The sequence below is a fragment of the Salinicola halophyticus genome, from assembly GCF_003206695.1.
GTDB lineage: Bacteria > Pseudomonadota > Gammaproteobacteria > Pseudomonadales > Halomonadaceae > Salinicola > Salinicola halophyticus.
The window spans coordinates 456,233-481,904 of record NZ_PZJN01000003.1 but is presented as its reverse complement, the minus strand read 5'-3'; the positions used below and the strand labels follow the sequence as shown (position 1 = coordinate 481,904).

Genomic DNA, 25,672 nt, shown 5'->3' with positions numbered 1-25,672 from the left:
GCGACTTCCTTGCTGACCTACGCTTTTCTCAAGAGACAACGGCAATGACGCCCCAGCCGGCCTACCTCCTGCACAAGCGGCCTTACCGGGAAACCAGTGCGCTGGTCGACGTCATCACCCTCGAACACGGCCACGTGCGCGCCGTGGCCCAGGGGGTGCAGCGAGCGGGCAGCAAGTCGCGCAGCAAACTTCAGCCCTTTGCGCCGCTGCATCTGACCTGGGTCGGCGACGGAGATCTCAAGCGCCTGCGGATGATGGAAACCAGCCAGAGCGCGGTATTGCTGGCCGGTGAGGGGTTGCTCTGCGGTTTTTACGCCAACGAGCTGCTGACCCGTGCGCTGCCGGTGGGTTTGCCTGCAGGGGACGTATTCGCCATCTACGCCTGGGCGATCGAGCGTCTGACCCGTCCGGCGGAGCGCGCCACCAGCCTGCGCCGCCTCGAGATCACGCTGCTGGAAACGCTGGACGCCGACCCGGTGTTTCTCGATCTGGACGACGCGCCGCTCGATCCTTCCGTGCGTTACACCTATCTGCCCGAGAGTCGCCGATTCATGCCGATTGCGGCGCATCTTCCCGGATGGGACGGACGCAGTCTCAAGCTGCTGGCGCGCGGCGACTGGGATTCACCGGGGCTGGCCGGTTTGAGCAAGGCCTTGACCCGCGCCGCCCTGGCGCCGTTGCTCGGCAATCAGCCGTTGCGCTCCCGAGAGCTGATGCAGCGCCTCGGTCAGCGTCGTCGGCAGGGACATTCCTGAGCGTGATCGATGTTGGGTTTGGGTTCTGTATCGCGGACCCGCTGCGACACCATTTTCGTTTTGCCCATCACAGCTTTTGTTTGTCACAGCTTCTACCTATCAAAACAAGGAGATCGAGCCGATGATCGCTACCCGAATCCAGTTGGGGGTCAACATCGACCACGTCGCGACGTTGCGCCAGGCACGCGGGTCCCGCTATCCCGATCCCGTCCAGGCGGCGCTGCTGGCCGAGGAAGCCGGCGCCGACGGTATCACGCTCCATCTGCGCGAAGATCGCCGCCATATCCAGGAGCGCGACGTCGAGCTGATTGCGGCCGTACTCAACACGCGCATGAATCTGGAGATGGCCGTCACCGAAGAGATGATCGCGCTGGCCGAGCGGCTGAAGCCCAGTGATGTCTGCCTGGTACCGGAAAAGCGCGAGGAGTTGACCACCGAAGGGGGCCTCGACGTCGCTGCCGGCCGTGACGCCGTCGCCGATGCCTGTACGCGTCTGGCGGCCGCCGGCTGCCGGGTGTCGCTGTTCATCGATCCCGAACCGGCCCAGATCCAGGCGGCGTTCGAGGCCGGTGCGCCCATCGTCGAGTTGCATACCGGTGCCTATGCGGAGGCTACCGGTGAGGCCCAGCGCCTCGAGTACGCGCGCCTGGTCGCCGCCGCGGAGTTCGCGGACGAGCTGGGGCTGGTGGTGAATGCCGGTCACGGTCTGCACTATCACAACGTCGAGGCGGTCGCGGCCATTGCCGGTATCCACGAGCTCAATATCGGCCATGCGATCATTGCCCGCGCGCTGTTCGTCGGTCTCAAGGAAGCCGTGGCGGAGATGAAGCGGCTGATGATCGCGGGCCAGGAGTCGGGGCTCGTCGCTCAGATCGAGTCTTTCGACCACGACCATGAACACGAACACGATCACGACGCCGACGATGACCACGGCCACGCGTAAGACCCTCAGCGATTCGCGGTGATCTTCTGGTCGTCGGCCCATACGATGAGACGATCGCAGGCGGCCATCAAGTCGCGAAACGCCTCACCGCAATCGTCCAGCGGCTGGCGCCGGGCTCGATTCTCCAGTACGTCGCAGCTCGCCGACAGCTGCGGTACGCCGCAGTAGCGACAGCCGCCGCCGAGCTGGTGCGCGATCTCCACGAGCTGTTCGACGTCATGGCGCTGCCACGCATCCTGCAGTTGGCGGCGGTAAGCGGGCAGGCTCGCGACCAGCATCGTCAGCATCTCCTCGGCGAGCGCTGCGCGATTGCCGCTGAGTCGTCGCCCCTCGGCCTTGTCGACGACCGGTAGATCATCGGGATGCGATGACGGGCGGGAGCCCGCGGTTGTAGCTGTCGCCGCAAGGCCCCGTTGCGGAGGCGGAATGGTGGCGCCAACGCTGGGCGGCGCCGCTAGCGGCAAGTAGCGGCCCAGCAGGTCTCTCAGCAGACGCTCGTCCAGCGGCTTGATCAATCTCTCGTTGAAGCCGTCATGCGGCAGGCCGTTCTTGTCTCCCAGACGCTTTTCGTCCACGGAGCTGTTTTCGTTCTCCAGCCCGTTCTCATCCTCGGGGCAGTTCTCGTCCTCGACAGTTTCGCGGCCTTCGGCGCTGCCGCTGTCCTCAACATGGTGCTCGTACGCTGCCGGTTCGGCGGTCATCGCGATGATCGGTTTATGTTCCCATGCGCGACTCAGGCCTCTCAGGCGACGCGTTGCCTCGACGCCACCGGCATCGGGTAGACGCAGATCCATCAGTACCAGATCGAGGGTCTCTTCTTTCGCAACGGCATAGGCTTCCGCGGCCGTTCCGGCGATCACCACGTCGACACCGAAGATGGGAAGCAGGGCGTCCAGATAGTGTTGCGAGACTTCGTCGTCGTCGACGACCAGGATGCGAGGACGGGGAGGTAGCATCCGCTGACGGCGTTCGGCGAGCATCTTGGCCAACGTCCGGCCGAGAATGTAGCGCGATATCGGCAGCCGTAACAAGACGCTTCCCCTCGGCAGACTCCAGTTGAGTGGCTGGCTCGGCGCGACGTTGGCGACCACCAGACAGGGACGCTCCATGGCGTCGAAGCGCGATTGCCAGGATTCGCGGGCCTCGGGTTCCAGATCCTCGATGTCGATACCGATAATCGCCAGCTGACTCGTGTCAATCGGCGCGCTCAGAAAATCCGCCTCGGTCAGCGATATCGGGCGGGCGCGCCAGCGCTTCAGCGCGTAATCGAGGAGATAGGCAAGCCGCGAATGGGGTTGCCACAGCGCAATCTCCGCGCCTTCGAGGTCGAATTCCGCCGGGCGAACGTAGGGCGCGCACGCTTCCAGCCCGATGTTGGCAACGAGGGTGTGGCCCTTGCCCGAGCGCGCGGCCAGCGCCAGTGTTCCGTTCATGTTCGCGACCAGACGATGGCAGATGCCGACGCCTACGCCGGCCTCGGCATCGCTCGGTCGCACCGGTCCATGATGGATCGCCTGTTCGAGGCGCCTGCCGTGTGCTGGATCGAGGCTGCCACCGTCGCTGACGCTCAGACGCAACCGCACGGCGCTGCCTTCACGGCTCTCGAGGACGACTCGAACGACCACATCACCCTCGCCGCCATACTTGATGGCATTGTTGATCAGGTTGGTCAGCAGTTGGCGGATGCCGACATCGGCTCCGACGAGGCGAGGGGGAACATCATCGTAGACGATCGCCAACAGCGTGATGCCTCGTGATTGCGCCAACGGCGTCTGCAGACACAGGACCTCCCACAGCACTTCGGTGATGTCGAACACATTGTCGGCGCGGCAACGGCGGGTGTCTCCCAGCACATGGTCGACGGTGTCAAGCAGCCCGTTGGAAGCCAGGTGGATATGACGTAGCCATTCCCGCTGCTGGACATCGAGAGGGCTGTTCTCCAGCAACCGACAAAACCCCAGCACTCCGGATAGCGGGGCGCGCAGTTCATGGCTGACATAGCTGAGATCGGCGTCGGGGAGGGCCTGGGGTAGTGATGTCGGCGGAGCGCGCGATGATTCGCTGTCTCTTTCGGTTTCGCTGTCCTTCTCAGTGTCGGTGTCGGTGTCGGTCCTGGTCTCGAGCTCAGGTTCGACCGGTTCCCGCTGGCGCCCGATCTCTTCGCCGCGGCGTGATTGGCGCCAGGCCAGCATCGCCGGCGAGGCCAACAACAATGCCACCAGCGGCGTCCACCAGTCGGCCCGATCTCCCGAGAGGGGGCTGGCGCGTTGGGGATCGAGGCTCAGATCCAGCCAATAGCGATGCGTCGACCGCGAGCCGGCAAATTCCTCCAGCGGCTGAACCCATCGCTGAACGCCATCGTGATGGCCGGTGTGCAGTATCGGCGGCAGTGTTTCCAACCCGGCAGGAGGCGGCATCTCCCCCGTGGAATCGCGAGCATTGCCGCTTTCATCTCTGAGCGTGGCGTTGAGGATCGCCGGGTCGCGAGTCAGGCGGGTCAGCAGCTCATGGACCTGAGCCATGTCCTCGTTCTGCGCAGCTTCGGCCAGTGACGGCGTGAAGACACGATTGATGCTCTGCAGCCGACGAGACAGCATCTGGGCGTTGCCATGATGCCATTCCCAGGCGTGCCACCCGGTAAAGCCGAGCAGCAGCAGGGAAGACAGCGTCGAAAGCAGAATCAGCCAGCGTGGAACCATGAATACTCGAAGCCCTTGACGTTCTCTTGGCGTTTTTATCGGCGATTACCTATAAAACCGTAATCCTGGGCGTCACTTGAATCGACTATATCTTACGAAGGGTTTCTCGGTGTCGTCTCGAGACGCCAATGTAAGGGCACGAGTCGGTACCGCGTCACGATGACCGCTGTCATGTCCCCCGCTGGCTTCGATATACTGGTGTCATTCCACTTACCGATTTCAGCCGGCCGCTTCCACCAATGGCCTCGACTGAAACCGTCCAGACTTTAGCTTCAGGGACTTCTCTATGGCATTTCCCACACTCGCGCAGACTGTCGGCAATACGCCGCTGGTCAGGCTCGCCCGCATCAACGCCGGGCGCGACAACACGATTCTAGCCAAGCTGGAGGGTAACAACCCGGCCGGCTCGGTCAAGGATCGTCCCGCACTGTCCATGCTTCGCGAAGCCGAAACCCGCGGCGACATCTCGCCGGGCGATACGCTGATCGAGGCGACCTCCGGTAACACCGGTATCGCGCTGGCCATGGCCGCGGCGGTCATGGGTTACAAGATGGTCCTGATCATGCCGGACAATGCCTCGAGCGAGCGCAAGCAGGCGATGGCGGCTTACGGTGCCAAGCTGATCGGCGTCAGCAAGGAGGCCGGCATGGAGGGCGCGAGAGACCTGGCCGACGAGATGATCGCGCGCGGCGAGGGCAAGCCGCTCAATCAGTTTGCCAATCCTGACAATCCGTTGGCCCACTACCGCACCACCGGCCCTGAGCTGTGGGAGCAGACCGCGGGGCGTATCACCCATTTCGTCAGTGCGATGGGTACCACGGGTACCATCATGGGGACGTCGCGCTATCTCAAGGAGCGCAACCCGTCGATCCAGATCGTCGGTCTGCAGCCGGCGGACGGCGCGAGTATCGCCGGTATCCGGCGCTGGCCCGAGGCCTATCTGCCCGGCATCTTCGAACCGCAGCGAGTCGACAGCGTGCTGGACGTCGGCCAGCAGGAAGCCGAGGAACACATGCGTCGATTGGCGCGGGAAGAGGGAATTCTCGCCGGTGTCTCCTCCGGCGGTGCGCTGGCGGGGGCGCTCAGGGTCGCCGAGCAGGTCGACAATGCGGTCATCGTGTTCATCGTCTGCGATCGCGGCGATCGCTATCTTTCCACCGGCCTCTATGCGCCGGAAACCTGATCATGGCGATGCTGGGAAAGAGGCGCGTGCCGGCGGTCCGGCGCGAACGCCAGCCGACCACGCCGGCGGCGAAAAGCGATGACGATTCACTGATCATCGAACGGCTGGCGCACGACGGCCGCGGCGTGGCACGAGACGTCGAGGGCAAGACGGTATTCGTCGATGCCGCGCTGCCGGGCGAGCGGGTCGAGGTCGCGATACATCGCCAGCGCAAGCGCTACGACGAAGCGCACATACGCCAGCGCCTCAGCGATGCCGCGAGTCGCGTCGAACCGCCGTGCGTCTATGCCACCCGTTGCGGCGGCTGCGATCTGCAGCATCTGAGTGTCGACGGTCAGCGTGAGCACAAGCGTCAGGTGCTGATCGATCTGCTCAAGCGCCAGGCCATCGAGGCGCCCGACGAGGTACCCATGCTGGTCGGCGATTCGGCCGGCTATCGGCGCCGCGCCAGGCTCGGCGTCAAATGCGATGCGCAGGGTCACGTGCATCTGGGGTTTCGGGCGCGGGGTAGCGAGCAGCTGGTCGATATCGACAGTTGTCACGTGCTGGCGTCGCCGCTGGCGGCGCTGTTGCCGAAATTGCGAGCCCAGCTCGAATCGCTCGAGGCGCCCCGCCATGTCGGGCATCTCGAACTGCTGCTGACCGATGGCGATGACGATGGCGATGGCGATGGCGACATTATCACCGTGGTCGTTCGGCAGCTGCGCGATGTGTCTGAGGACGCGAAGCGCTGGCGAGCATTCGCCGGGCGGGAACGGCTGGCTTGCGCGCTACGCCGGGGAAGACAATCGACGGATCTGGTCTGGCTGGGCGATCAGCCGCGGCTGGTCACCGCCATCGACGGCGGTCGGCGTCAACTGTCGCTTGCGCTGGCGCCGGGGGATTTTCTTCAGGTCAATGCCGAGATCAATCAGCGCCTGATCGACACCCTTAGAGCGTGGCTGGCGCCGCGCGGCAGCGAGCGGCTGCTCGACCTGTTCGCCGGCATCGGCAATTTTTCGCTGGCCTTGGCCGATGACGTTGCCAGTGTCACCGCTGTCGAAGGTAGCAATGAGATGGTCGAGCGGCTGCGCGATAATGCCGATCATAACGGCTTGAGCGTATCGGCCCTGCAGGCTGATCTCAACGATCCCGGTGCGACGATCGAGGAGCTGATCGCCGCCCACGATACGGTGTTGCTGGACCCGCCGCGGGATGGCGCCGACGCGCTTTGCCGTCGCCTGGCGCAGAGCGATGTCACGCAGGTCGCCTATATCTCCTGCGATCCGGCATCCCTGGCACGGGACGCGGCACATCTGCTGGCTGGCGGGTTTGTGCTGTCGCATCTGGCGATGGCCGACATGTTCCCGCATACCGCCCATCTGGAGTCGCTGGCGCTGTTCCAGCGACCGGAGCGTCTCGAACGGCCAGCGCGATCGGCCTATCGCGAGCGGCTGCGGCGGCAGCAAAGTGATCTCGACAGTCCGGTCTCGGGAGGCAAGCGCTAGCATGGTAAAGGTGCGAGAGAGTGAGCCGCTGGTCGATGACGGCAGCGTCGATCTGGAATTGTGGTTGCATCGGTTGCAGCAGGAAGTCGAGTTGCGAGCTCCCGAACGCATTCTGCAGGCATGCCGTCTGGCGCTGCGAGCCAGCGAACGAGAGGCGAACGGCAGCGAGGCGCTGCCCGATCAGACGTTGCTGACTGGGCTGGAGATGGCCGACATTCTCAGTCAGCTCAAGCTCGATCAACAGACGCTGGAAGCCGCGATTCTCTACCGTAGCGTCCGCCGCGGCCTGTTGAGCCTGGAAAGCGTCGCCAAGCAGATGGGTGACGAGGTTGCCAAACTGATCGACGGCGTGCTCAGCATGGCCGCGATCAGCCAGCTCCAGGCGCCCAAGCACGGCCTGTCGCAGCACAACCAGCAGGACAATCTGCGCAAGATGCTGGTGACCATGGTCGATGACGTGCGTATCGCACTGATCAAGATTGCCGAACGGACGTGCATGCTGCGCCAGGTCAAGGATGCCTCGCGAGAAAAGCGGCTGCGTGTGGCGCGTGAGGTCTTCGACATCTACGCCCCGCTGGCGCACCGGTTGGGTATCGGTCAGATCAAGTGGGAGCTCGAGGATCTGGCTTTCCGCTATCTGCACGAAACCGAGTACAAGTCGATCGCCAAGCAGCTGGCGGAAAAGCGACTCGCCCGTGACCGTTATATCCATGAAGTCGTGGACACGCTGGAGACGCTGCTGGAGCGCCAGGGCATCCTGCGCTATCAGGTCGATGGCCGGGCCAAGCATATCTATTCGATCTGGCGGAAGATGCAGCGCAAGCGCATCGATTTTTCCCAGGTCTACGACGTGCGGGCGGTTCGTATTCTGGTGCCCGAGATCGCCGACTGCTACACCACCCTCGGGGTGGTGCACTCGCGCTGGCACCATGTGCCCAATGAATTCGACGACTATATCGCCAATCCCAAGAAGAACGGCTATCAGTCGCTGCACACTGCGGTCATCGGCCCCGAAAACAAGGTGCTCGAGATCCAGGTGCGCACCTTCGCCATGCATGAAGAGGCGGAGCTCGGCGTCTGTGCCCACTGGCGCTACAAGGGCATGGACACCGACGCCAAGAGCCGGGGTTACGAAGAGAAGATCGCGTGGCTGCGCCAGGTCCTCGAGTGGCAGGAAGAAGTCGGCGACGTCGGCGATTTCCGCGAAGGGCTGGCGAGCGACGTGGCGCCGGATCGGATCTACGTGTTCACGCCCGACGGTCACGTCATCGACATGCCCCAGGTCGCCACGCCGATCGATTTCGCCTATCGCGTGCATACTGAAATTGGCCATCGCTGTCGCGGTGCCAAGGTCGACGGCCGCATCGTGCCGCTGACCTATCGGCTCAAGACGGGCCAGCAGGTCGAAATTCTTACCGCCACCAAGAGCGCGCCGAGCCGCGACTGGCTCAACCCCAATCTGGGCTATGTGCGCACCTCAAGAGCGCGCTCCAAGATTCAGGCCTGGTTCAAGCTGCAGGCGCGCGAGCAGAATCTCGACGAGGGCAAGGCGATCTTCGATCGCGAGTTTCGCCGACTCGACATCGACGGTGTCGATCTCGAGCGTCTGGCGGCTGCGGTCAACTACCTCGAGGTCGAGGACATGTACGCCGCGATCGGGGCGGGCGATCTGCGTATCGGCCAGGTACTGCATCAGGCCCAGCAGCTGTTCGGCGAAAGCGACGATCAGGAGCAGCTCGATCGCCTGCTGACGAAGCCGCGGCGCCATCAGGGCAAGGAGCCCAGCGACGGGATCACCGTGCTCGGGGTCGGCAATCTCAAGACCGCGATGGCCAACTGCTGCCACCCGGTGCCGGGGGATCAGATCATCGGCTATATCACCCAGGGTCGCGGTGTCACCATTCATCGCCAGGATTGCTCCAACGTGCTGCAGTTGCGCAGCGAGGAGCCGCGGCGGATCGTCGACGTCGAGTGGGGTCAGAAAGAGCAAGCCCAGTATCCGGTGGACATCGAAATCGAAGCCTGGGATCGCTCCGGGCTGCTGCGCGACGTCACCCACGTGCTCTCCAGCGACCGCGTCAACGTGACCTCGGTCAATACAGTGACGGACAAGTTCGACAACATCGCGCGAATGCGGATCACCTTGGAGATCGAGAGTCTGGAGGCGTTGGAGCGCATCTTCTCGCGCATTCAGCAGCTACCCAACGTGATCGACGTCAAACGGCTGAGACAGGGCGCGGGGCAGGGTCACGGGCCACAATGAGGATCAAGGTTTGAGTATCGAGGACAAGACCGCCATGCCACCGCCTGCCGACCTCCGACGCCCGGACTCGCGACGTCATTCCCTCGATGACCTGCTGACCCTGATGGCCGTGCTCAGGGATCCCGACCATGGCTGCCCGTGGGACATCAAGCAGCACTGGGACACCATCGTTCCCCACACCCTCGAGGAAGCGTACGAAGTCGCCGATGCCATCGAGCGCCGCGCCTTCGATGATCTACCCGGCGAACTCGGCGATCTACTGTTTCAGGTGGTCTACTACAGCCAGTTCGGCCGGGAGGAAGGGCGCTTCGACTTCGATGATGTCGTGGATACACTGACGGCCAAGATGCTGCGACGTCATCCGCATGTCTTTCCCGACGGCACGCTGCATTCCCGACGCAGTAGCGGTGGTGACGCGGAAAGTCAGGTGGCCGAGCGGCAGGTCAAGGCCCGTTGGGAAGCGTTGAAAGCCGACGAACGCGAAGCCCGCGTAACCGATGGCGCCGGTGCTTCGGCGCTGGACGATATCCCCACGGCGCTACCGGCACTGAGTCGCGCCGCCAAGTTGAGCAAGCGTGCTGCCGGTCAGGGTTTCGACTGGCCGGACGAGCGCGGCGTCATCGACAAGATCCGCGAGGAACTCGCCGAGGTCGAGTCGGCGCTGGCCGAAAACGACCGGACCCACGCCCAGGAGGAAGTCGGCGATCTGCTGTTCGCTGTCGTCAATCTGGCACGGCGTCTGGGCTGTGATCCGGAACAGCAGCTGCGCGGGACCAACGCCAAATTCGAATGGCGCTTCCGTTACGTCGAACGTGCCCTCGCGGCAAGCGACTCCGCGACTGATCGTGCCTCTCTGGAGGAGATGGAGCGCCATTGGCAGGCGGCAAAGCGCGAAGAGAATGCCTCGCGCTCCTGATCCATGTCGTAAATTTACGACTAATGTCGTTTTCCCGCCGGTCGACTCTTTCCCCCAGATCGTTATGCTGATGTTTTCAGCGGTTTATTCCAGTGATATCGATCTGCTGGGATCGGGGTCGCCACCTGGCGCCCTGTCTAGCCATAGGGAGGGATGCCATGAGTCCAGAACAGGAAACGTCGCTGCACGAATCATTGCGAGACAACGTCCGGCTGCTGGGCGATAGCCTCGGCCGCACCATCGCCAAGGATCTCGGCAGTGAGTTCGTCGATCGTATCGAAACGATCCGTGCCCTGGCCAAGAAAGGGCGACAGAGCGCCGAAGAAGCCGATCGCCGCGAACTGATCGATTACCTGCGGGCGCTCCCTGACCAGGAGTTGCTACCGGTCACCCGGGCCTTCAACCAGTTTCTCAACTTCTCCAATATCGCCGAGCAGCACTATCGCGCACGCTTTCGGCGTGTCGAAGATTACAAGCCCGGCACCCAGCCCGATCTGGGCGAACTGCTCCAGCGCGTGGGGGCGTCGGGCCAATCCTCGCGGCAATTGGTCGATGCCATCGCCGACATGCGCGTCGATCTGGTACTGACGGCACATCCCACCGAAGTCATTCGACGCACCTTGATTCAGAAATACGACGCCATCGATGACTGCCTGCGGACCATCGAGGACAGCGGCGATCATCCGGAAGTGCTTCAGCGCGCCCAGGGCCGATTGGAAGAGCTCATTGCCCAGTCCTGGCATACCGACGAGATCCGCCACGAGCGACCCACGCCCGTCGACGAGGCGAAATGGGGCTTCGCGGTGATCGAAAACTCGCTGTGGGAGGCGGTCCCGACGTTCCACCGCGACCTGGATGCGTTGCTGATGGAGACGGCCGGTGAGCGGTTGCCGCTGGAAGCGTCGCCCATCCGCTTCGCCTCGTGGATGGGAGGCGACCGGGATGGCAATCCCAATGTCACGGCCCGCGTCACCGAAGAGGTTCTGCTGCTGGGGCGCTGGATGGCCGCCGATCTTTATCTGCGCGATCTGGAGCAGCTCAAGGCCGAGCTATCGATGTGGAAGGCCAACGATGCGCTGCGTGCCGAGGTCGGAGACGACGCCGAAACCGGATCCCGCCAGGCTGCAGAACCCTATCGCGCGCTGCTCAAACGCTTGTCGACCCGGCTGGAGGCGACTCGGGCATGGGCGCGAGCGCGACTCGATGGCGAACCGCCCGGCGATGATCCCATCATCGAGACGCGCGAGCAGCTGTTCGCGCCGCTGCTGACCTGTTACCGCTCACTGTGCGATGTGGGGCTGGAGACCATTGCCAACGGCGTGTTGCTGGACACGCTCAGACGGGTGGCGGTCTTCGGGGTCAATCTGGCCAAGCTCGACGTGCGCCAGGACGGTACCCGCCATGCTCAGGTCTTCGAGGAACTGACCCAATACCTCGATGTCGGCGCCGACGGCAGCCACTACCGTGACTGGGACGAATCCGCGCGGCAGGCATTTCTGCTCGAAGAGCTGGCCTCGCCGCGGCCGCTGATTCCGCCTCGTTGGGAGTGCTCGGCCGAAACCCGGGAAGTCCTCGACACGTTCGGCGTGATCGGCCGCGAGCATCGTCAGGCGCTGGGCACCTATATCATCTCCATGGCCCAGCAACCCTCCGACGTGCTGGCGGTGGCGCTGCTGATGAAGGAAGCCGGCAACGGCGTGCGTCTGCCGATCGCTCCGCTGTTCGAGACGCTGGACGATCTGGATCGGGCGGGTGACGTGATCGAGCGTCTGCTGGCACTGCCGGGGTATCGAGAGGTCGCCGGCGACTATCAGGAAGTGATGATCGGCTACTCGGATTCGGCCAAGGACGCCGGTCAGCTGGCGGCGGCCTGGGCCCAGTATCGTGCCCAGGAGCGGCTGGTCGACGTGTGCCGAGAGGGCGGCGTATCGCTGACGCTGTTTCATGGCCGCGGTGGCACCGTCGGCCGCGGCGGTGGCCCTGCCCACGCCGCCATTCTGTCGCAGCCGCCGGGCTCGGTGAACGGCAGCCTGCGAGTGACCGAGCAGGGCGAGATGATTCGCTTCAAGTTCGGCCAGCCCGATATCGCGCTGCGTTCGATGGAGATCTACGTCTGCGCGGTGCTCGAAGCGACGCTGTTGCCGCCGCCTGCACCCCGACCCGAGTGGCGCGAGGAGATGGATCGCCTGGCCGATATTGCCCATCGTGCCTATGTGGGCGTAGTGCGCGAGGATCCCGACTTCGTGCCTTACTTCCGGGCGGTGACGCCTGAAGGCGCACTAGGCCGGCTGCCGCTGGGGTCACGTCCCGCCAAGCGGCGTCAGGAGGGCGGCATCGAGACTCTGCGTGCCATTCCCTGGATATTCGCCTGGACCCAGACTCGCCTGATGCTGCCGGCCTGGCTGGGTAGCGGCGAAGCGTTCTCCAAGCGTCTGGAAGAAGACGGCGGGCTCGATCGGCTGCGAGAGATGCGCGAACAGTGGCCGTTCTTCGGCACCTATCTCGATATGCTCGAGATGCTGCTGGCCAAGTCGGATCCGCTCATCGCCGCCTATTACGAGAAGCGGCTGGTGGAGGAGCCGGCATTGACCCGACTGGGTGAGTCGCTGCGTCAGCGCTTGGTCGATCTGGAAGCCGTGCTGTTGCGGATCCTCGATCAGCGCCGGCTGCTCGACAATACGCCGTTGATTCGCCAGGCGATCGAAGTGCGCAACCCCTACATCGATCCACTGCATGGTCTTCAGGCCGAACTGCTGCAGCGTAACCGCGATGCCGACGGCAATATTACACCGGAGCTTTCCCGAGCGCTGATGGTAACGATGGCGGGTATCGCTGCCGGCCTGCGTAATACCGGCTAGGCGCGAGAGATGCCGCGAACCCTGCTATAACGATAGTGACCGGCCTGCATGAAAATGCGGCCGGTCATCGACCCGTCGACAGGGAGCGCGGCATGGAGTTCAAGGATTACTACGCGGTGCTGGGCGTGGAACGCGATGCCACTCAGGAAGAGATCAAGCGCGCCTACCGCAGACTGGCTCGAAAGTATCACCCGGATGTCAGCCAGGAAGCCGACGCCGATGCGCGCTTCAAGGAACTGGGTGAGGCGTACGAAGTCCTGAAGGATCCCGAAAAGCGTCTCGCCTATGACCAGGTGGGGCAAGGTCAGCGGGCCGGCGAGGATTTCCGGCCGCCGCCGGACTGGGATGCCGGGTTCGAATTCCGTGGCGGTGGCTATACTCAGCAAGGCCATTCGCGGGGCGGCTATTCAGCGGGAGGCCATTCACAGGAGGACAGCGCCGCTTTCAGCGATTTCTTCGAATCGCTGTTCGGGCAACGCCGGGCAGCCGGCTTTGGTCCCGCAGCCTCGAACGGCGAACCCGGCAGCGCGGGGTATCGTGATCGCGGTGCGGGTCTGCGCGGAGAGGATCATCATGCCAAGGTGTCGATTGCGCTCGAAGACGCCTATCGCGGCGCCACGCGGACGCTGACGCTCCAGAGCGGTGAAATCGATGATCAGGGTCGGCTGCGACCTCGCCAGCGTACGCTGAAAGTTCGTATCCCCAAGGGCGTCAAGCAGGGCCAGCGAATCCGCCTGGGCGGGCAGGGCGAGGCGGGGATGGGCGGCGGACCGGCCGGCGATCTCTATCTGGAGATCGAGTTCGAGTCGCACCGGCGCTATCAGGTCGAAGGGCGCGACGTCACCCTGATCCTGCCCGTGGCACCCTGGGAAGCAGCGTTGGGCGCGACGATCGCGGTCCCGCTACCCGAGGGCTCGGTGGAGCTCAAAGTGCCGTCGGATTCCCGGGAAGGACGGCGCTTGCGACTCAAGGGTCGAGGCATTCCCGGCCAGCCGCCGGGCGATTGCTATGTGACATTGAAGATCGTTCTGCCGCCCGCGACGAATGAAGACGTCAAGGCGGCTTATCGCCAGCTGGAAGCGGTGGCGAACTTCGATCCCAGAGCGGCAGCGGAGGAGAAGCCATGACCATCCACGATCTCACCCAGGTCCCGGTCGACAACCTCGACGAAACACCCGTCCTGACGCTTGGCGAACTGTGCCGGACCTGCACGGTCCATGCCGAGTGGGTCATTGAGCTGGTCGACGAGGGCGTCATCGTTCCCGATGGCCGCCGGCGTGAACAGTGGCGGTTCTACGGCGCGAGCCTGCACCGGGTCAGAGTTGTCCAGCGTCTGCAGCACGATCTGGGGGTCAACTTGGCTGGTGCAGCCCTGGCACTCGAACTGATGGATGAGGTGGCACGATTGCGCCGGAGAGTTGGCGAGTAGCCGATCGCTTGCCGATCACCAAGGATATTGCAAGCGCCTTCGAGAGCGTTTGCGGCCGACATCGTGATTGAAACCGGCAATATCGACCTCGATATTTTCAAATGTCAGTAAGTTTACGACGATAGTCTTGTCGCAGAAAAACGACTCTCATCATCAAAATGAGCGTGCTACGCTTATTCCCACCTCCAGCTTTTCTGCGATCCCCCAATGCGTATCAAGGCGATGGAAACGCGGTCGTTATCGATCGATATCGACCCGCTGATTGTGGATGTGGCGCGGCGCTTAATCGATTCACCCGAGCGCCGTCTTCTCGGCCTTGTCGGGGCTCCCGGTTCCGGTAAAAGCACGCTTTCCGCGGCGCTTCTTTCGGCGCTGGGCGATCGGGCACAGGTCGTACCGATGGATGGGTTTCATCTATCCAACCGCCAACTGGTCGCGCTGGGTCGCGAACAGCGAAAAGGCGCGCCTGACACGTTCGATGCGTTCGGCTATCGCGATTTGCTGCTGCGTCTTCGTACGCCTCATGACGAATCCGAAATTGTCTATGCGCCGGGGTTCTATCGCGAGATCGAGGAGCCCATCGCCGCCAGTATCGCCGTTCCACCGGTAACGTCCTTGATCATTACCGAGGGCAATTATCTGCTGCTCGAGGATGAACCCTGGCCACAGGTGCGAGAGATGCTGGACGAGGTATGGTTTCTCGATGTCGACCGAGAGCTACGCGAAGAGCGTCTGGTGGCTCGGCATAGACAGTTCGGTCGTACCCAACAGCAGGCGCTGGACTGGGTTCGCACGACAGATGCGCCCAACGCCGAGCGTATCCAGGCCGTAGCCGCCAACGCCGACCGCCAGCTGTGGTGGAGCGGCACCAGCATTCGTTTCAAAGATAGCACCTAGTCATTCGAACCGGGCAATTCGTCATCCAGGACGCCCGATTTCAAGGAGAGAAGCATGAACGCAAACGCAACCGCCAGTGGCGGGCCGAAGCGTAAAGGGCTGGTCGTCATGGTGTCGGTCGTCGCTGCGCTAGGTGGCCTGCTGTTCGGTTACGACACCGGCATTATCGGTGTGGCGCTACTGGGGCTGTCGAAGCAGTTCGCCCTCGACGACACGCTCAAGCAGTTGGTGACCGGCGCCATCATTCTTGGCGCGATCTTCGGCTGCGTAGGCACGGGCCGGCTGTCCGATCGGCTCGGGCGGCGCTGGACGATCGTGCTGGTCGGCGCGGTGTTCGTCGTCGGCTCGATTCTGTCGGCGACCTCGACCAGCGTCGGCATGCTGATCGCGGCGCGGTTCATTCTCGGGCTTTCCGCCGGCAGCGCGACGCAGATCATTCCGGTCTACATCGCCGAAGTCACGCCGCCGGAGCATCGCGGAAAACTGGTGGTGATGTTCCAGTTCATGGTGGTGTTCGGCATTCTCGTCGCCTATCTCGTGGGTTACGGGCTGGGCGAACAGTGGCGCTGGATGTTCGGTCTGGGCACCGTACCCGCGGTCATTCTGATGCTGGGCATGCTGTTTTTGCCGGAAAGCCCGCGCTGGCTGGTGAGCAAGGGACGCGAACCCGAAGCGCTGCATATCCTCGAGCGAGTGCGCGCCAGCCGCGAAGGCGCCCAGACCGAGATGGACGAGATCAAGGAGGTCTCGGCGCGTCCCGAAGGCACTTGGCGTGACCTGTTCCAGCCGTGGATCCGTCCGGCGCTGGTGGCCGGCGTGGGGATCGCGATGTTCTCGCAGATCACCGGTAACAATGCCCTGATCTACTACGCGCCGACCATTCTGAGTCAGGCCGGTTTCGGCGACAGCGCCTCGGTGCTGGCGGCCATCGGTGGCGCGGTACTGATCAACCTGGCGACGATTCTGGGGATCTTCCTGGTCGATCGTATCGGCCGCAAACGCTTCCTGCTGTGGATGGTGCCGGGGTCGGCGGTGGCGCTGGTGATCATGGGACTGCTGTTCATCGGTGGTGCGCCCGAGGACGCCTTCAGCCAGTACGCGCTGGTGGCGTGTCTGGCGATCTACATGGCGCTCAACTGCAGTTTCGGTGTCTGTCTGTGGCTGATCAACGCCGAGGTCTACCCGCTGTTCGTGCGGGGCAAGGGCGCCAGCATGGGGGCGTTGAGCCACTGGGTGTTCAACCTGCTGGTGACGCTGACCACGCTGTCGCTGATCAGCACGCTGGGCACTTCCGGCACGTTCTGGCTTTACGCCGTGATCACCACGATCGCGCTGGTGTTCATCGTGCGCTACGTTCCCGAGACCAAGGGCCGCTCGCTGGAAGAGATCGAGAGCGATCTGAAAAAGGGCGTGTTTTTTCCGGCGGACAAGGCCAAGGGCAAGTCGCAGCCTGATTCGCCAATCCGATCTGAAGCCGCCAGCACTACCGAATGAGGGGCTGATACCGATATCACTGGAACAACGCAAACGGCCGTTTGCGTCTCGGGCCATCGATTCGAATCGTGGCCCACGCGGGCAGGTTGGTAGCCGGTAGGAGAGGTGTTATCTAGGCCGGCCTTGCCCGGTAGAGCTCAGTGAGCGCTGGTGTGGCGAGTTCATGGCGAAGACCCGCATCGATCAGTGGCCAGAGAATGGCGTCACGCTCCGTGGGACGACCGGCGAGCACGTCCTGCAGCATCGAGGAACGGTTGGTTGCAGTGGCCTCGATCACGCCGTCGATCAGCGCCTGCCAGCCCGCGGCGGGTGGTTTTATACCCTCGGCCCGCATGATCCGGTCGATCTCCGAGATCAACGCCTCGATCCGGGGGCGGAACTCGGCTCTCGCCAGTTCGCCGTTGCGAACCCCATGGCTGGCGGTCAACGGATTGATCACCGCGTTGATCGCGAGTTTTTGCCACAGGCGCTGGCGGATGTCGGCGCAGGCGGTAGCGGCGATCCCTGCCTGGCTCAGATCGTCGGCGACGACTGTTGCCAGTGCGGCATGGCGGCCGGCCAGATCGCCGATCCAGGTTTCTCCGGCGGCGGCATGAACCACGTCGGGTCTGGAGAGGTGGAAATCAGAATGGGAATCGCCTTCGGGCTCAGGCCCAGGCTCGGGCATCGGACGATAGGCGGCCTCGGTGGTCGAGGCGCAAAGCACCGGCCCTGTCCAGTGTTCGCTGATGCGAGGCTGTACCTGGAAGCCATTCTGCAACAGCAGCAGCGGCGTGGTGGGCGCAAGCGACGGCGTCAAAGCATCGAGTGCGGCCCGGGTATCGTGAGACTTGGTCGCCAGTACCACTAGGGCCGGGGCGCTATATTCGCCCCGTTTGGCGATCCAATCTTTCAGTCGTTCGCGCTCCAATGTGATCTCGACATCCGTGCCATCCACCTTGCGCAGGCGGATGGGGGGCCGCGCCGGGTTCCTGCCCAGCAGGATGACGGGCCGAAACGCAGCGAGGGAGGCGGCAAACAGCTGGCCGAGCGCGCCGGCGCCGACGATCAGCCAGGGCGCATCGTCGCTCGACGCTGGGCCTTGGCCATCGATGCATCGAGGCGTGCCGGCCGAAAATGTCATGAGGTCCGCTTCCGGGTGCGGCGAGGCGGCGTCGGCTTGTCACCCGTCGAGGATGTCGCCTGGCTCTTTTTCGAAGAACTGCTCGTCGAAGAACTGCCCGTCGAAGGGCGACTCGTTGACGAACTGCTCGTCGAAGTACTACGCCGAGACCTGCTTCCGCTCGACTTGCGGGCGCCGGCGCCACGCTTGCCTCCTTTGGTACTCTTGCGTGGCGGGGCTTCCGGTGCCGGCCCTTGCGTCGATGCCTTGAGCGCCTGATTGAGTCGACCGGCATCCGCCTGGCCCAGCAGCGCGCGCAGATCGCTGACCAGCGCTTCCAGGAATGGCGCCGGTGCATCCTGACTTTCGGCGATCGCCGAGAGGCGCTGTTCCCATAGGGCGGTACGCTCCGGCCGCGTCGCCGCCGGGGGCAGCGAGTCGATCAGGGCATGTCCGGTACGCGTCGCCTTGATGGCTTTTTTGTCGCGAATGAGATAACCCCGCGTCAGCAGCGTTTCGATGATGCTGGCCCGGGTCGCTTCGGTGCCGAGACCGTCCGACTCGCGCAGTGTCCGTTTGACCGCGGGATCCTCGACATAGCGCGCGATGTTCATCATCGCCTTGATCAGGCTGGCATCGGTGAACGGTTCCGGCGGGCGGGTTTCGCGGGCTTCGCAGCCGGCATCAGTCACTGTCGCCGTCTCGCCCTGGGTCAGCGGCGGCAGAGCGGGGACGTCGTCGCGGGTGGTGAACAGTGGCTTCCAGCCTGGTTCGATGATCTCCCGCCCCTGGGCCTTGAAGCGCTCGTCGAGGATGTCGAATAGCGCCTGCGTCTCGTAGGTCTCGAGCGCGGGATAGAACTGGGCCAGCACGTTGCGCGCGATCAATCGGAACAGGTTGGCCTCGTCGCGGTTCAGCCTGTCCATGTCGGCCGGCCGGCCGGTGGGTGCCAGCGCGTGGTGGGCGCCGACCTTGGCGTCGTCCCACGCCTTGGAGCGCAGGCTGAAATCAGCCTGTTCGGCCCAGTCGCGCAGCTGGTCGTCGAGTCGGCAGGTGCTGATCAAGGTCTTCGCCGCCTCCCGGTGGTGGGCGGCGGGGAGATAACGGCAGTCGGAGCGCGGATAGGTGATCAACTGATGACGTTCGTAGAGCGTCTGACAGACATCGAGCACCCGCTTGGCGGATAGACCGTGGCGGCGCGCGGCATCGATCTGCAGCGACGACAGAGAATAGGGCAGCGGCGCGGCCTGTCGCTTGCGCTTCTGGTCGAGCTTGGCGAGATGGCCCTGGGCGCCGGCGAGCCGTTGCGCCAGCGCTTGGGCCGGTCGCGGGTCGAGCAGGCGGCCCTGTTCATCAAAACAAGAGCCATCAAAACACGAGCCATCCAAACATGAGCCGTCGAGCGGGTGATTCTCGCCGGGCTGCCACCAGGCTCGCAGCGAACCGTGGGCCACCTGGAGATCCGCCCAAAGCACGTAAAACGGTTTGGGTTCGAACGCCGCGATATCGCGATCGCGCCTGACCACCAGCCCCAGTACCGGGGTCTGCACCCGGCCCACCGACAGCAGGCCATCAAAGCCGGCCTGGCGGCCGATCAGCGTCCAGGCACGAGTCAGATTGATGCCGTACAGCCAGTCCGCCCTGGAGCGCGCCTCGGCAGCGGCATAGAGCGGCTGGTAACGCTGGTTGTCCTCGAGGCTGGCAAGCGCCTTGACCACCGCGGGGCGGTTGAGATCCTGTACCCGCAGACGTTGGGTCGGCCGTCGCCAGCCGAGGTGGTTCAACACTTCTTGCACCAGCAGTTGGCCTTCGCGATCCGGATCGCCGGCGTGAACCACGCTGTCGGCGCTTTTTATCAGCTTGCGCAGCACGGCCAGCTGGCTGCGTGCCTGGCTTCTGGGCACCAGCTGCCAGCGTTCGGGAATGATCGGAAGGTCATCGAGCCGCCACTGCTTGTATTTCGGGTCGTAGCGTTCGGGAGGCGCCTGTTCCAGCAGGTGACCGAGGCACCAGCTCACCACGGTATCGCCGGCCTCGAGATAGCCTTCGCGCCGCGTCGCCCTGACCGGTAGCGCGTCGGCGATGGCGCGGGCGAGACTCGGTTTTTCGGCGACGATTAAACGCATGGAACAGGCTCCGCTGAATGGCTTCTATTCGACATCCGTCGATCATTTCTCCAAATGGCGGCGAGCGCGAACCAGCGCCCGATACCACTGGCGATGCGGCGTACCCACGGCCGGCGGTGCCATGCTCAGGTAGCTGACGTTGGCTGTCTCGGCGCGATCCAGATTGACGTTGGTCAGCATCTGCAGCGTGGCTTCCCGCGCGCCGTACTGGCGCTGCAGGAATGCCATCGCCTCCGGTTCCAGCGCGACGCGGTAGTGCCTGACCAGCGCCAGCGCCAGCGACTCCGCGGTACGCGACAGGTCGGTCTCGATCTCGCGGACCATGGCCGAGCCCATCGCTGCCTTCGCCGCTACCGAAAGGTTGGGCTCGAGCTGGCCGAAATCCGCCGCATTGGTACTGTTGATGGCACGCTGCACCGCCGGTCGCGACAGATGCACGTGGGGCTCCAGCGCCAGGAATATTTCCACCGCCACGCGTTTGGCGCTCTCGACCCCGACGCTGAGCTGGGTGTCTCGCCCGACTTGGCGCAGCCGCTCGCGCAGCGTGCCGATGTTGGCCTTCTCGAGATGACGGCCGAGATGCTTGCAGACCACCGCCTTGGCTTCGTCGTTTAAAGCGATCTTGCTTTCGCGAATGCGCAGGCCGCGCCGCCCCGGGCCCAGGCGCAGGCGGGTAGTGCTATCGGAAAGATCGGCACTGACTGCTTCCCAGCGCTGGGCCATGCGCAGTCGATGGGCGTGGCTGCGGCCGACTTCGTCGTAGGCACTGGACACGCTCTTGTAGAGCTTGATCGCGTTGGTCAGTACTTCCGCCTGGCGGCGCAGTGTCTGACGATCGTCGCTGCGTCCGGTATGGATGGCATGGGACAGCGCATGCGTCTGTTCGCTCAGCTCATCGATGGCGGCAACGCTGTGGGCCAGCAGGGCGTCGGCGCGCTGGCCGGAAACGCTTTCGGCGAGCGGCGTCACCGAATGCTCGACGAGATAGGTGTTCAGCGCCTTCAGGCGCGAGAGACCGGTGGCCTGGGCGATCCGATGTCGAGCCCGGGCTTCTTCCAGGCTGTCGAAGGCCCGAGCCAGCTTCCAGCGGCCGCGGTATTCGAATGACAGTACCGGGATTTCCCGTCCGCTGATCAGTTCGAACGCCAGAATCACCATCTCCTCGACGTCCTGTAGCGTCATCAGCAGATCGTTGTCGTGCTCGATCGAGGCCATGACGCGCTCGATGAAGTGTTCGTCTCGCGGCACGCCGTATCGCGGGTCCGGGGCATGGCCCTCGAAGCGATCCCGCAGCAGCGTGATCGCGGCAGGCGCCAGGTCGTAGAGTTCGGTGAAACGTGGCTCGATATCGTCGCGGTAGATCTCGACCAGATCGCTGACTCGGGCGTGGAGACCGACCCGTCGATAGACGTCGATCTGGCCGATCAGGCGAGCGCTGTCACGGTCGTCGAGCAGTTCCAGTGCCGCCAGTTCGACCCCTTCCGGTGACAGATCCTGCTTGCGCAGCAACATTGCGGCCGCTTCACGACGCCGGGCATCGCCTTCGAGGCTCTCGACGATCAGGTTGCGAGTGGCCAGCAGCAGTTCCGGCAGCGTCTTGATGACCCGCTCGATACGACTCGAGGTGCGTTCCAGCCGGCGCCCGCCTGTCAGCTGGTGCAGCAAATTGGCCATGATCCCGGCGGCACCGGTGATGACCGTAAACGAAATGAAGAAGATGTAGTTCTCGAGCGTCGGCGCCTTGCCGTAGCCCAGCAGGTAGCCGCCCCAGGCGCCGAGCAGGGTCACCGGCCCCGCAGTCCACAGGATCTGCATCAGACTGATGGTCCACGGGACTTTTTCGACCGCCGCCGTGATCCGACGAATTTCGTCGCGACCCTCGCGTTCGAGTCGCACCTGCGGGGTATCGCTGGCGACCGACGGCGACGGGCGGCGAAACGGAATCGGCAAGAGCACGGGCGCTTCTCTTTATTGACGGCGATTGGGCTGGCGGCGGCTAAATTATCACCCCATGCCGGCACTCGCCAGCGCTCTGGGCCGGCATGCTAGGATAGGGCCAGAAAACGGAGGAATGCCATGCTGACAGCTTGGGTCGAACAGCTGCTGGGCTTTGCCAGCGGCGCCCTCGAGGCGATTCGCGCCAATGAACACTACCCGACGATGATGGCATGGGCTCGCAGTGAAGGGATCGAGCATTGCGGCGGCAGCCTCGATCTGGCTCAGGCGCTTGCCCCCCTCATCTGGAATCAGACGCCGCTGGTGCGGCGCGGCTTCGACACCGAGCCACTGGCCGAGCCGAAACGCGACGAACCCTGCTGGTGCGATTCGGGACGCCTCTATCGTGACTGCTGCGCACGGGTCGAGATGCCCAGCGTGATACCCGATCACCTGATGTGGATGCTGTCGCTGCGCGAATGGCGCGGCGAGACGCTGAAGGCCGCGCTGGAAAGCCGCAAGGCACCGGCACAGGCGTTGCTGGAGGCCGGCATCGTATCGGCGGAAAGCGGCAACAATGGACGAGCGCAGCAGATTCTGGAGTCGCTGTTCGTGGGCGATCCCGACTGGGAAGCGCTGCAGGAGCAAATCGAACCGGCTTTCGAGATTCTGGTCGATCTGTATCAGGAGCGAGGCTTTCATCGCAAGCGTGCGGCGCTGGTCGAGAGAGTGATGGCGGACGGGCCGGACTTCCTGCGTGGTGCGGCGCTCGAGCGGCTGTGCCTGATGCACCTGGACAGCGGCGATCTGGCCAGCGCGCGAGAAGCGTTTCAGAGTGCCCAGCGGACCCTGCCGGATTCGCCGTCGCTGGCTTACATCGAAGCGATGGTGTTGCTCCACGAAGGCAATATTGGCAAGGCGCGGCAGCGGGCGGCGTTCTGGTGGCGGCGGCTGTCGCGTCAGCACCATCTGGATCCGGATCAGCTCGAGTTCATTGCCGAACTCGCCGACGATCCCCAGGCGGCGCTGGCGGAACAGGTGATCCACTCCGAGCAAGTGCTGTCCGGCCCGTTGACGGCGCTGCAGGCGCTGCTGCATACCCAGCAGCGCCCGCCGCGACTGGAGCTCTCGCATTCCGACGAACGCGCGCTGCTGTACGAACCCAGCGCTCGCGAGGCGTCGCTCTACCGCGGCTGGGCCGAGGCTTGCGAGGTCGAGATCGACGAAGATGCCGCGCTCGGGTTTCTAGGCGATCCCTGGGTGACGGCACCGCAGTGGCTGCAGGCGCTATGTGCCAATCCCGAGTGGCTCGATGCGCCCCGGGTGATGCAGGCGCTGACCCTGGCACTGGCCAGCCGCTTCGGCAGTCTGCCGTGGATGGTCGATACTTTCTTCACGCCGCTGGCCGAACGCTACGGTTTCTGGCTCAACCAGCTCGAGGACGCCGGCGGCAGCTTCTCCTGGCACGATGCCGACAATGCCACGCTGCTGAGAACCGGTCTGGCGCTGGTCATCGGCATGGAGCGTGGCGCAGGTCAGGAAGCACGGAAGCTGGCGCAGCGTCTGCTGGCGCTGGACGAAGAGGACAGCTTGGGCCTGCGGGAACTGGTGATCGATCAGCTGCTGCGCGAAGGGCGTGACGAGCAGGCGCTGGCGGTCAGTGAACAGGGCCCGGAAGGCACCGAGATGCTGGGGGTGCAGATGGGTCGCGTGCTGGCGCTCTATCGGCTGTCTCGTCACGACGACGCCCTCGGCGTGCTGCGGGAAGTGTGTTCCTCCAATCCCTATATTCTGCCGGTGCTGTGCGAAGACAGGCCACGCCCGGCGCGACTGGGAGAAGACATGCCGGAGCCGGGCACCCGCGCCGAAGCGTGGCAGTATCGCCAATTGATGCGAGACCAGTGGGTCGCCTCCGACGGCGCCCTGGACTGGCTCTCGCAGCAGCGCCGATCACTGGCCTGATTCGACCTCGACTGCCTCGGGCCGCCGCCGGTGATTGGCGGCCCGATGTCCACAAGTCCGACACCCACGAGTCTGACATTTCGCGAGCCCGTCAGCGCAAGCTGGCGGGCTCGCGGTCGTTGTGTTCGGTGGTGCCTGATTCGGCGTCCCGCTCGTTCTCTTCACTGTTTTCGTCACGATCCGGGCCGAGCGTCGGCAGGCGTCGGTTCAGCCACCATGCCAGCGCTACGGCCGGCAGACCCAGCAGGCAGACGATCCCGAAGAAGCTGGCATAGCCGACGTCGGCTACCACCACCCCGGAGAACCCGCCGATGAACTTGCCGGGTAGCGTCATCAACGACGAGAACAGCGCGTACTGGGTCGCGGTGTAGGTACGTGATGTCAGGCTCGACAGGAAGGCGATGAACACCGTGCTGGCGAGACCGTTGGCAAGATTGTCACCGGTGATGGCCACGATCAGCAGCGCCAGACTGTCGCCGCCGATGGCCAGCAGGGAGAACAGCAGATTGGTCAGCGCCACGGTCAGCGCGCCCACGATCAGCATGCGGCCGATGCCGTAGCGAACCACCAGCAGCCCGCCGAGAACGCCCCCGCCGATGGTCATCAGCACGCCGAAGACCTTGGTGACGCTGGCGATGTCGCTCTTGGTGAAGCCCAGGCTCAGATAGAGCGGGTTGGCCATCGCCGCCATCGAGATATCGCTGATCCGGTAGAGACCGATGAAGACCAGCAGCCACAGCGCCAGGCGACCGTAGCGCTGAAAGAAATCACTGATCGGACAGATCACCGCGGCGATCAGCCAGACGCCGGTCTGGCGCTGCCAGTGGCGGCGATCGCGACTATGGCGCAGAAACCGTTTTACGCGCGGATGAAACAGCACCACGGTGAGGCTCTGCGGGCGCGGCGGTTCGGGGCGAACCAGCACCGTGATCATGCCGACGCTCACCAGAATCGCCATGCTCAGGTAGGCGATTGCCCAGGATGCGGCGTCGGCGATGTAGAGCGCGCCGGCACCCGCCATCACGATGCCGATGCGGTAACCGATGATATAGGTCGAAGCCATGGCGGCCTGGATGGACGCTTCGCCGGATTCGATGCGATAGGCGTCGATGACGATGTCCTGAGTGGCTGCACCGAAGGCGGTGAGCAGGGCGAAAGCGGCCACCAGTGGCAGGTGGCCGGCGGGATCGAGCCCGGACAACCCCACCAGCCCGGCGGCGATCAGCGTCTGACCCAGCAGCATCCAGCTGCGCCGCTGGCCCAGGAAGCGGCCGATCAAAGGCAGCCTCACGCGATCGACGATCGGTGCCCAGAACAGCTTGATCGAATAGAGCAGCCCCACCCAGCTGAAAAAGCCGATGGCGGCCACTTCGACGCCGCTGTCCTCGAGCCAGGCGGTGAGGGTCGAGAACACCAGCAGGTAGGGCAGCCCGGCGGAAAATCCCAGAAATAGCAGGGTCACGACCGGCGCCCGCAGATAGACGCGCAAGGATGTCAGCCAGTCACGTGGCTCGCGTTGCATGCAACCTCCCAAAACCGGATCGACCCGCCGCGGGCGGACGAGTCGGGTCGAAAATGGTACTCTAGATGGCCTGTCACGTCTGGCTCGAATCTATCCTGAAA

At 64.1% G+C, this 25,672-nt stretch carries 17 protein-coding genes; 12 read left to right on the top strand and 5 right to left on the bottom strand.

Going from position 1 to position 25,672, the window contains the following annotated elements:
* Nucleotides 1–44: 44 nt before the first annotated feature.
* Both recO and pdxJ read left to right on the top strand, forming a co-directional pair.
* Nucleotides 45–755: a DNA repair protein RecO gene (gene recO / locus DOM58_RS04320; RefSeq protein WP_110691885.1), complete on the top strand. Its 711-nt coding sequence runs from the start codon at nucleotides 45–47 to the stop codon at nucleotides 753–755.
* 121 nt (nucleotides 756–876) lie between these two features.
* Entirely contained in the window at nucleotides 877–1,698 is an 822-nt protein-coding gene (gene pdxJ / locus DOM58_RS04315; RefSeq protein ID WP_110691884.1) for a pyridoxine 5'-phosphate synthase, read from the top strand.
* A 5-nt stretch (nucleotides 1,699–1,703) separates the two neighbouring features.
* Here the strand turns inward: pdxJ and DOM58_RS04310 are convergent, their stop codons facing one another.
* A complete protein-coding gene (locus DOM58_RS04310) occupies nucleotides 1,704–4,397 on the bottom strand; it encodes an Hpt domain-containing protein (RefSeq protein WP_110691883.1) in 2,694 nt (897 codons plus the stop codon).
* A 286-nt stretch (nucleotides 4,398–4,683) separates the two neighbouring features.
* Between DOM58_RS04310 and cysM the strand changes: the two genes are divergently transcribed.
* From cysM to DOM58_RS04265, 9 genes are all read left to right on the top strand, one after another.
* Nucleotides 4,684–5,580, top strand: coding sequence for a cysteine synthase CysM (gene cysM / locus DOM58_RS04305; RefSeq protein ID WP_110691882.1), 897 nt, complete (start codon nucleotides 4,684–4,686; stop codon nucleotides 5,578–5,580).
* A 2-nt stretch (nucleotides 5,581–5,582) separates the two neighbouring features.
* The gene (gene rlmD / locus DOM58_RS04300) at nucleotides 5,583–7,067 is read left to right on the top strand and encodes a 23S rRNA (uracil(1939)-C(5))-methyltransferase RlmD (protein WP_110691881.1); all 1,485 of its coding nucleotides are present in this window, start codon (nucleotides 5,583–5,585) and stop codon (nucleotides 7,065–7,067) included.
* A 1-nt stretch (nucleotide 7,068) separates the two neighbouring features.
* Nucleotides 7,069–9,330, top strand: coding sequence for a GTP diphosphokinase (relA, locus tag DOM58_RS04295; protein ID WP_110691880.1), 2,262 nt, complete (start codon nucleotides 7,069–7,071; stop codon nucleotides 9,328–9,330).
* Nucleotides 9,331–9,364: 34 nt separating this feature from the next.
* The gene (gene mazG, locus DOM58_RS04290) at nucleotides 9,365–10,246 is read left to right on the top strand and encodes a nucleoside triphosphate pyrophosphohydrolase (protein WP_110692053.1); all 882 of its coding nucleotides are present in this window, start codon (nucleotides 9,365–9,367) and stop codon (nucleotides 10,244–10,246) included.
* A gap of 158 nt (nucleotides 10,247–10,404) precedes the next feature.
* The gene (ppc, locus tag DOM58_RS04285) at nucleotides 10,405–13,104 is read left to right on the top strand and encodes a phosphoenolpyruvate carboxylase (protein WP_110691879.1); all 2,700 of its coding nucleotides are present in this window, start codon (nucleotides 10,405–10,407) and stop codon (nucleotides 13,102–13,104) included.
* A 92-nt stretch (nucleotides 13,105–13,196) separates the two neighbouring features.
* On the top strand, nucleotides 13,197–14,231 hold the full coding sequence (locus DOM58_RS04280) for a DnaJ C-terminal domain-containing protein (protein WP_110691878.1): 1,035 nt from the start codon (nucleotides 13,197–13,199) through the stop codon (nucleotides 14,229–14,231).
* Nucleotides 14,228–14,533, top strand: a complete 306-nt coding sequence (locus DOM58_RS04275) for a chaperone modulator CbpM (RefSeq protein ID WP_075562399.1) — start codon at nucleotides 14,228–14,230, stop codon at nucleotides 14,531–14,533. The genes DOM58_RS04280 and DOM58_RS04275 overlap by 4 nt, the downstream gene beginning before the upstream one ends.
* A gap of 207 nt (nucleotides 14,534–14,740) precedes the next feature.
* Nucleotides 14,741–15,430, top strand: coding sequence for a nucleoside/nucleotide kinase family protein (locus DOM58_RS04270; RefSeq protein WP_245392146.1), 690 nt, complete (start codon nucleotides 14,741–14,743; stop codon nucleotides 15,428–15,430).
* Between the two features lie 54 nt (nucleotides 15,431–15,484).
* Nucleotides 15,485–16,924, top strand: a complete 1,440-nt coding sequence (locus DOM58_RS04265; protein WP_110691877.1) for a sugar porter family MFS transporter — start codon at nucleotides 15,485–15,487, stop codon at nucleotides 16,922–16,924.
* A 112-nt stretch (nucleotides 16,925–17,036) separates the two neighbouring features.
* On the opposite strand, the gene DOM58_RS04260 is transcribed toward DOM58_RS04265, so the two are convergent.
* Genes DOM58_RS04260 through DOM58_RS04250 form a run of 3 tightly spaced genes read right to left on the bottom strand, consistent with a single transcriptional unit; the run spans nucleotide 17,037 to nucleotide 22,108 of the window.
* Nucleotides 17,037–18,047 (bottom strand): ketopantoate reductase family protein, encoded by a 1,011-nt coding sequence (locus DOM58_RS04260; protein ID WP_110691876.1) that lies wholly within the window; start codon nucleotides 18,045–18,047, stop codon nucleotides 17,037–17,039.
* Nucleotides 18,044–20,152, bottom strand: coding sequence for a DNA topoisomerase III (locus tag DOM58_RS04255; protein WP_110691875.1), 2,109 nt, complete (start codon nucleotides 20,150–20,152; stop codon nucleotides 18,044–18,046). The genes DOM58_RS04260 and DOM58_RS04255 overlap by 4 nt, the downstream gene beginning before the upstream one ends.
* 42 nt (nucleotides 20,153–20,194) lie before the next feature.
* On the bottom strand, nucleotides 20,195–22,108 hold the full coding sequence (locus DOM58_RS04250; RefSeq protein ID WP_110691874.1) for a hypothetical protein: 1,914 nt from the start codon (nucleotides 22,106–22,108) through the stop codon (nucleotides 20,195–20,197).
* Nucleotides 22,109–22,228: 120 nt separating this feature from the next.
* On the opposite strand from DOM58_RS04250, the gene DOM58_RS04245 reads away from it, so the two are divergent.
* On the top strand, nucleotides 22,229–24,049 hold the full coding sequence (locus DOM58_RS04245) for an SEC-C domain-containing protein (RefSeq protein ID WP_110691873.1): 1,821 nt from the start codon (nucleotides 22,229–22,231) through the stop codon (nucleotides 24,047–24,049).
* A gap of 91 nt (nucleotides 24,050–24,140) precedes the next feature.
* Here the strand turns inward: DOM58_RS04245 and DOM58_RS04240 are convergent, their stop codons facing one another.
* A complete protein-coding gene (locus DOM58_RS04240) occupies nucleotides 24,141–25,571 on the bottom strand; it encodes an AmpG family muropeptide MFS transporter (RefSeq protein ID WP_110691872.1) in 1,431 nt (476 codons plus the stop codon).
* Nucleotides 25,572–25,672: the final 101 nt, after the last annotated feature.

Bases quoted from the DNA above. Each gene is read 5' to 3' on its own strand.
- recO (WP_110691885.1), top strand. From the start codon at position 45: ATGACGCCCCAGCCGGCCTACCTCCTGCACAAGCGGCCTTACCGGGAA.
- pdxJ (WP_110691884.1), top strand. From the start codon at position 877: ATGATCGCTACCCGAATCCAGTTGGGGGTCAACATCGACCACGTCGCG.
- DOM58_RS04310 (WP_110691883.1), bottom strand. From the start codon at position 4,397: ATGGTTCCACGCTGGCTGATTCTGCTTTCGACGCTGTCTTCCCTGCTG.
- cysM (WP_110691882.1), top strand. From the start codon at position 4,684: ATGGCATTTCCCACACTCGCGCAGACTGTCGGCAATACGCCGCTGGTC.
- rlmD (WP_110691881.1), top strand. From the start codon at position 5,583: ATGGCGATGCTGGGAAAGAGGCGCGTGCCGGCGGTCCGGCGCGAACGC.
- relA (WP_110691880.1), top strand. From the start codon at position 7,069: ATGGTAAAGGTGCGAGAGAGTGAGCCGCTGGTCGATGACGGCAGCGTC.
- mazG (WP_110692053.1), top strand. From the start codon at position 9,365: ATGCCACCGCCTGCCGACCTCCGACGCCCGGACTCGCGACGTCATTCC.
- ppc (WP_110691879.1), top strand. From the start codon at position 10,405: ATGAGTCCAGAACAGGAAACGTCGCTGCACGAATCATTGCGAGACAAC.
- DOM58_RS04280 (WP_110691878.1), top strand. From the start codon at position 13,197: ATGGAGTTCAAGGATTACTACGCGGTGCTGGGCGTGGAACGCGATGCC.
- DOM58_RS04275 (WP_075562399.1), top strand. From the start codon at position 14,228: ATGACCATCCACGATCTCACCCAGGTCCCGGTCGACAACCTCGACGAA.
- DOM58_RS04270 (WP_245392146.1), top strand. From the start codon at position 14,741: ATGCGTATCAAGGCGATGGAAACGCGGTCGTTATCGATCGATATCGAC.
- DOM58_RS04265 (WP_110691877.1), top strand. From the start codon at position 15,485: ATGAACGCAAACGCAACCGCCAGTGGCGGGCCGAAGCGTAAAGGGCTG.
- DOM58_RS04260 (WP_110691876.1), bottom strand. From the start codon at position 18,047: ATGACATTTTCGGCCGGCACGCCTCGATGCATCGATGGCCAAGGCCCA.
- DOM58_RS04255 (WP_110691875.1), bottom strand. From the start codon at position 20,152: ATGCGTTTAATCGTCGCCGAAAAACCGAGTCTCGCCCGCGCCATCGCC.
- DOM58_RS04245 (WP_110691873.1), top strand. From the start codon at position 22,229: ATGCTGACAGCTTGGGTCGAACAGCTGCTGGGCTTTGCCAGCGGCGCC.
- DOM58_RS04240 (WP_110691872.1), bottom strand. From the start codon at position 25,571: ATGCAACGCGAGCCACGTGACTGGCTGACATCCTTGCGCGTCTATCTG.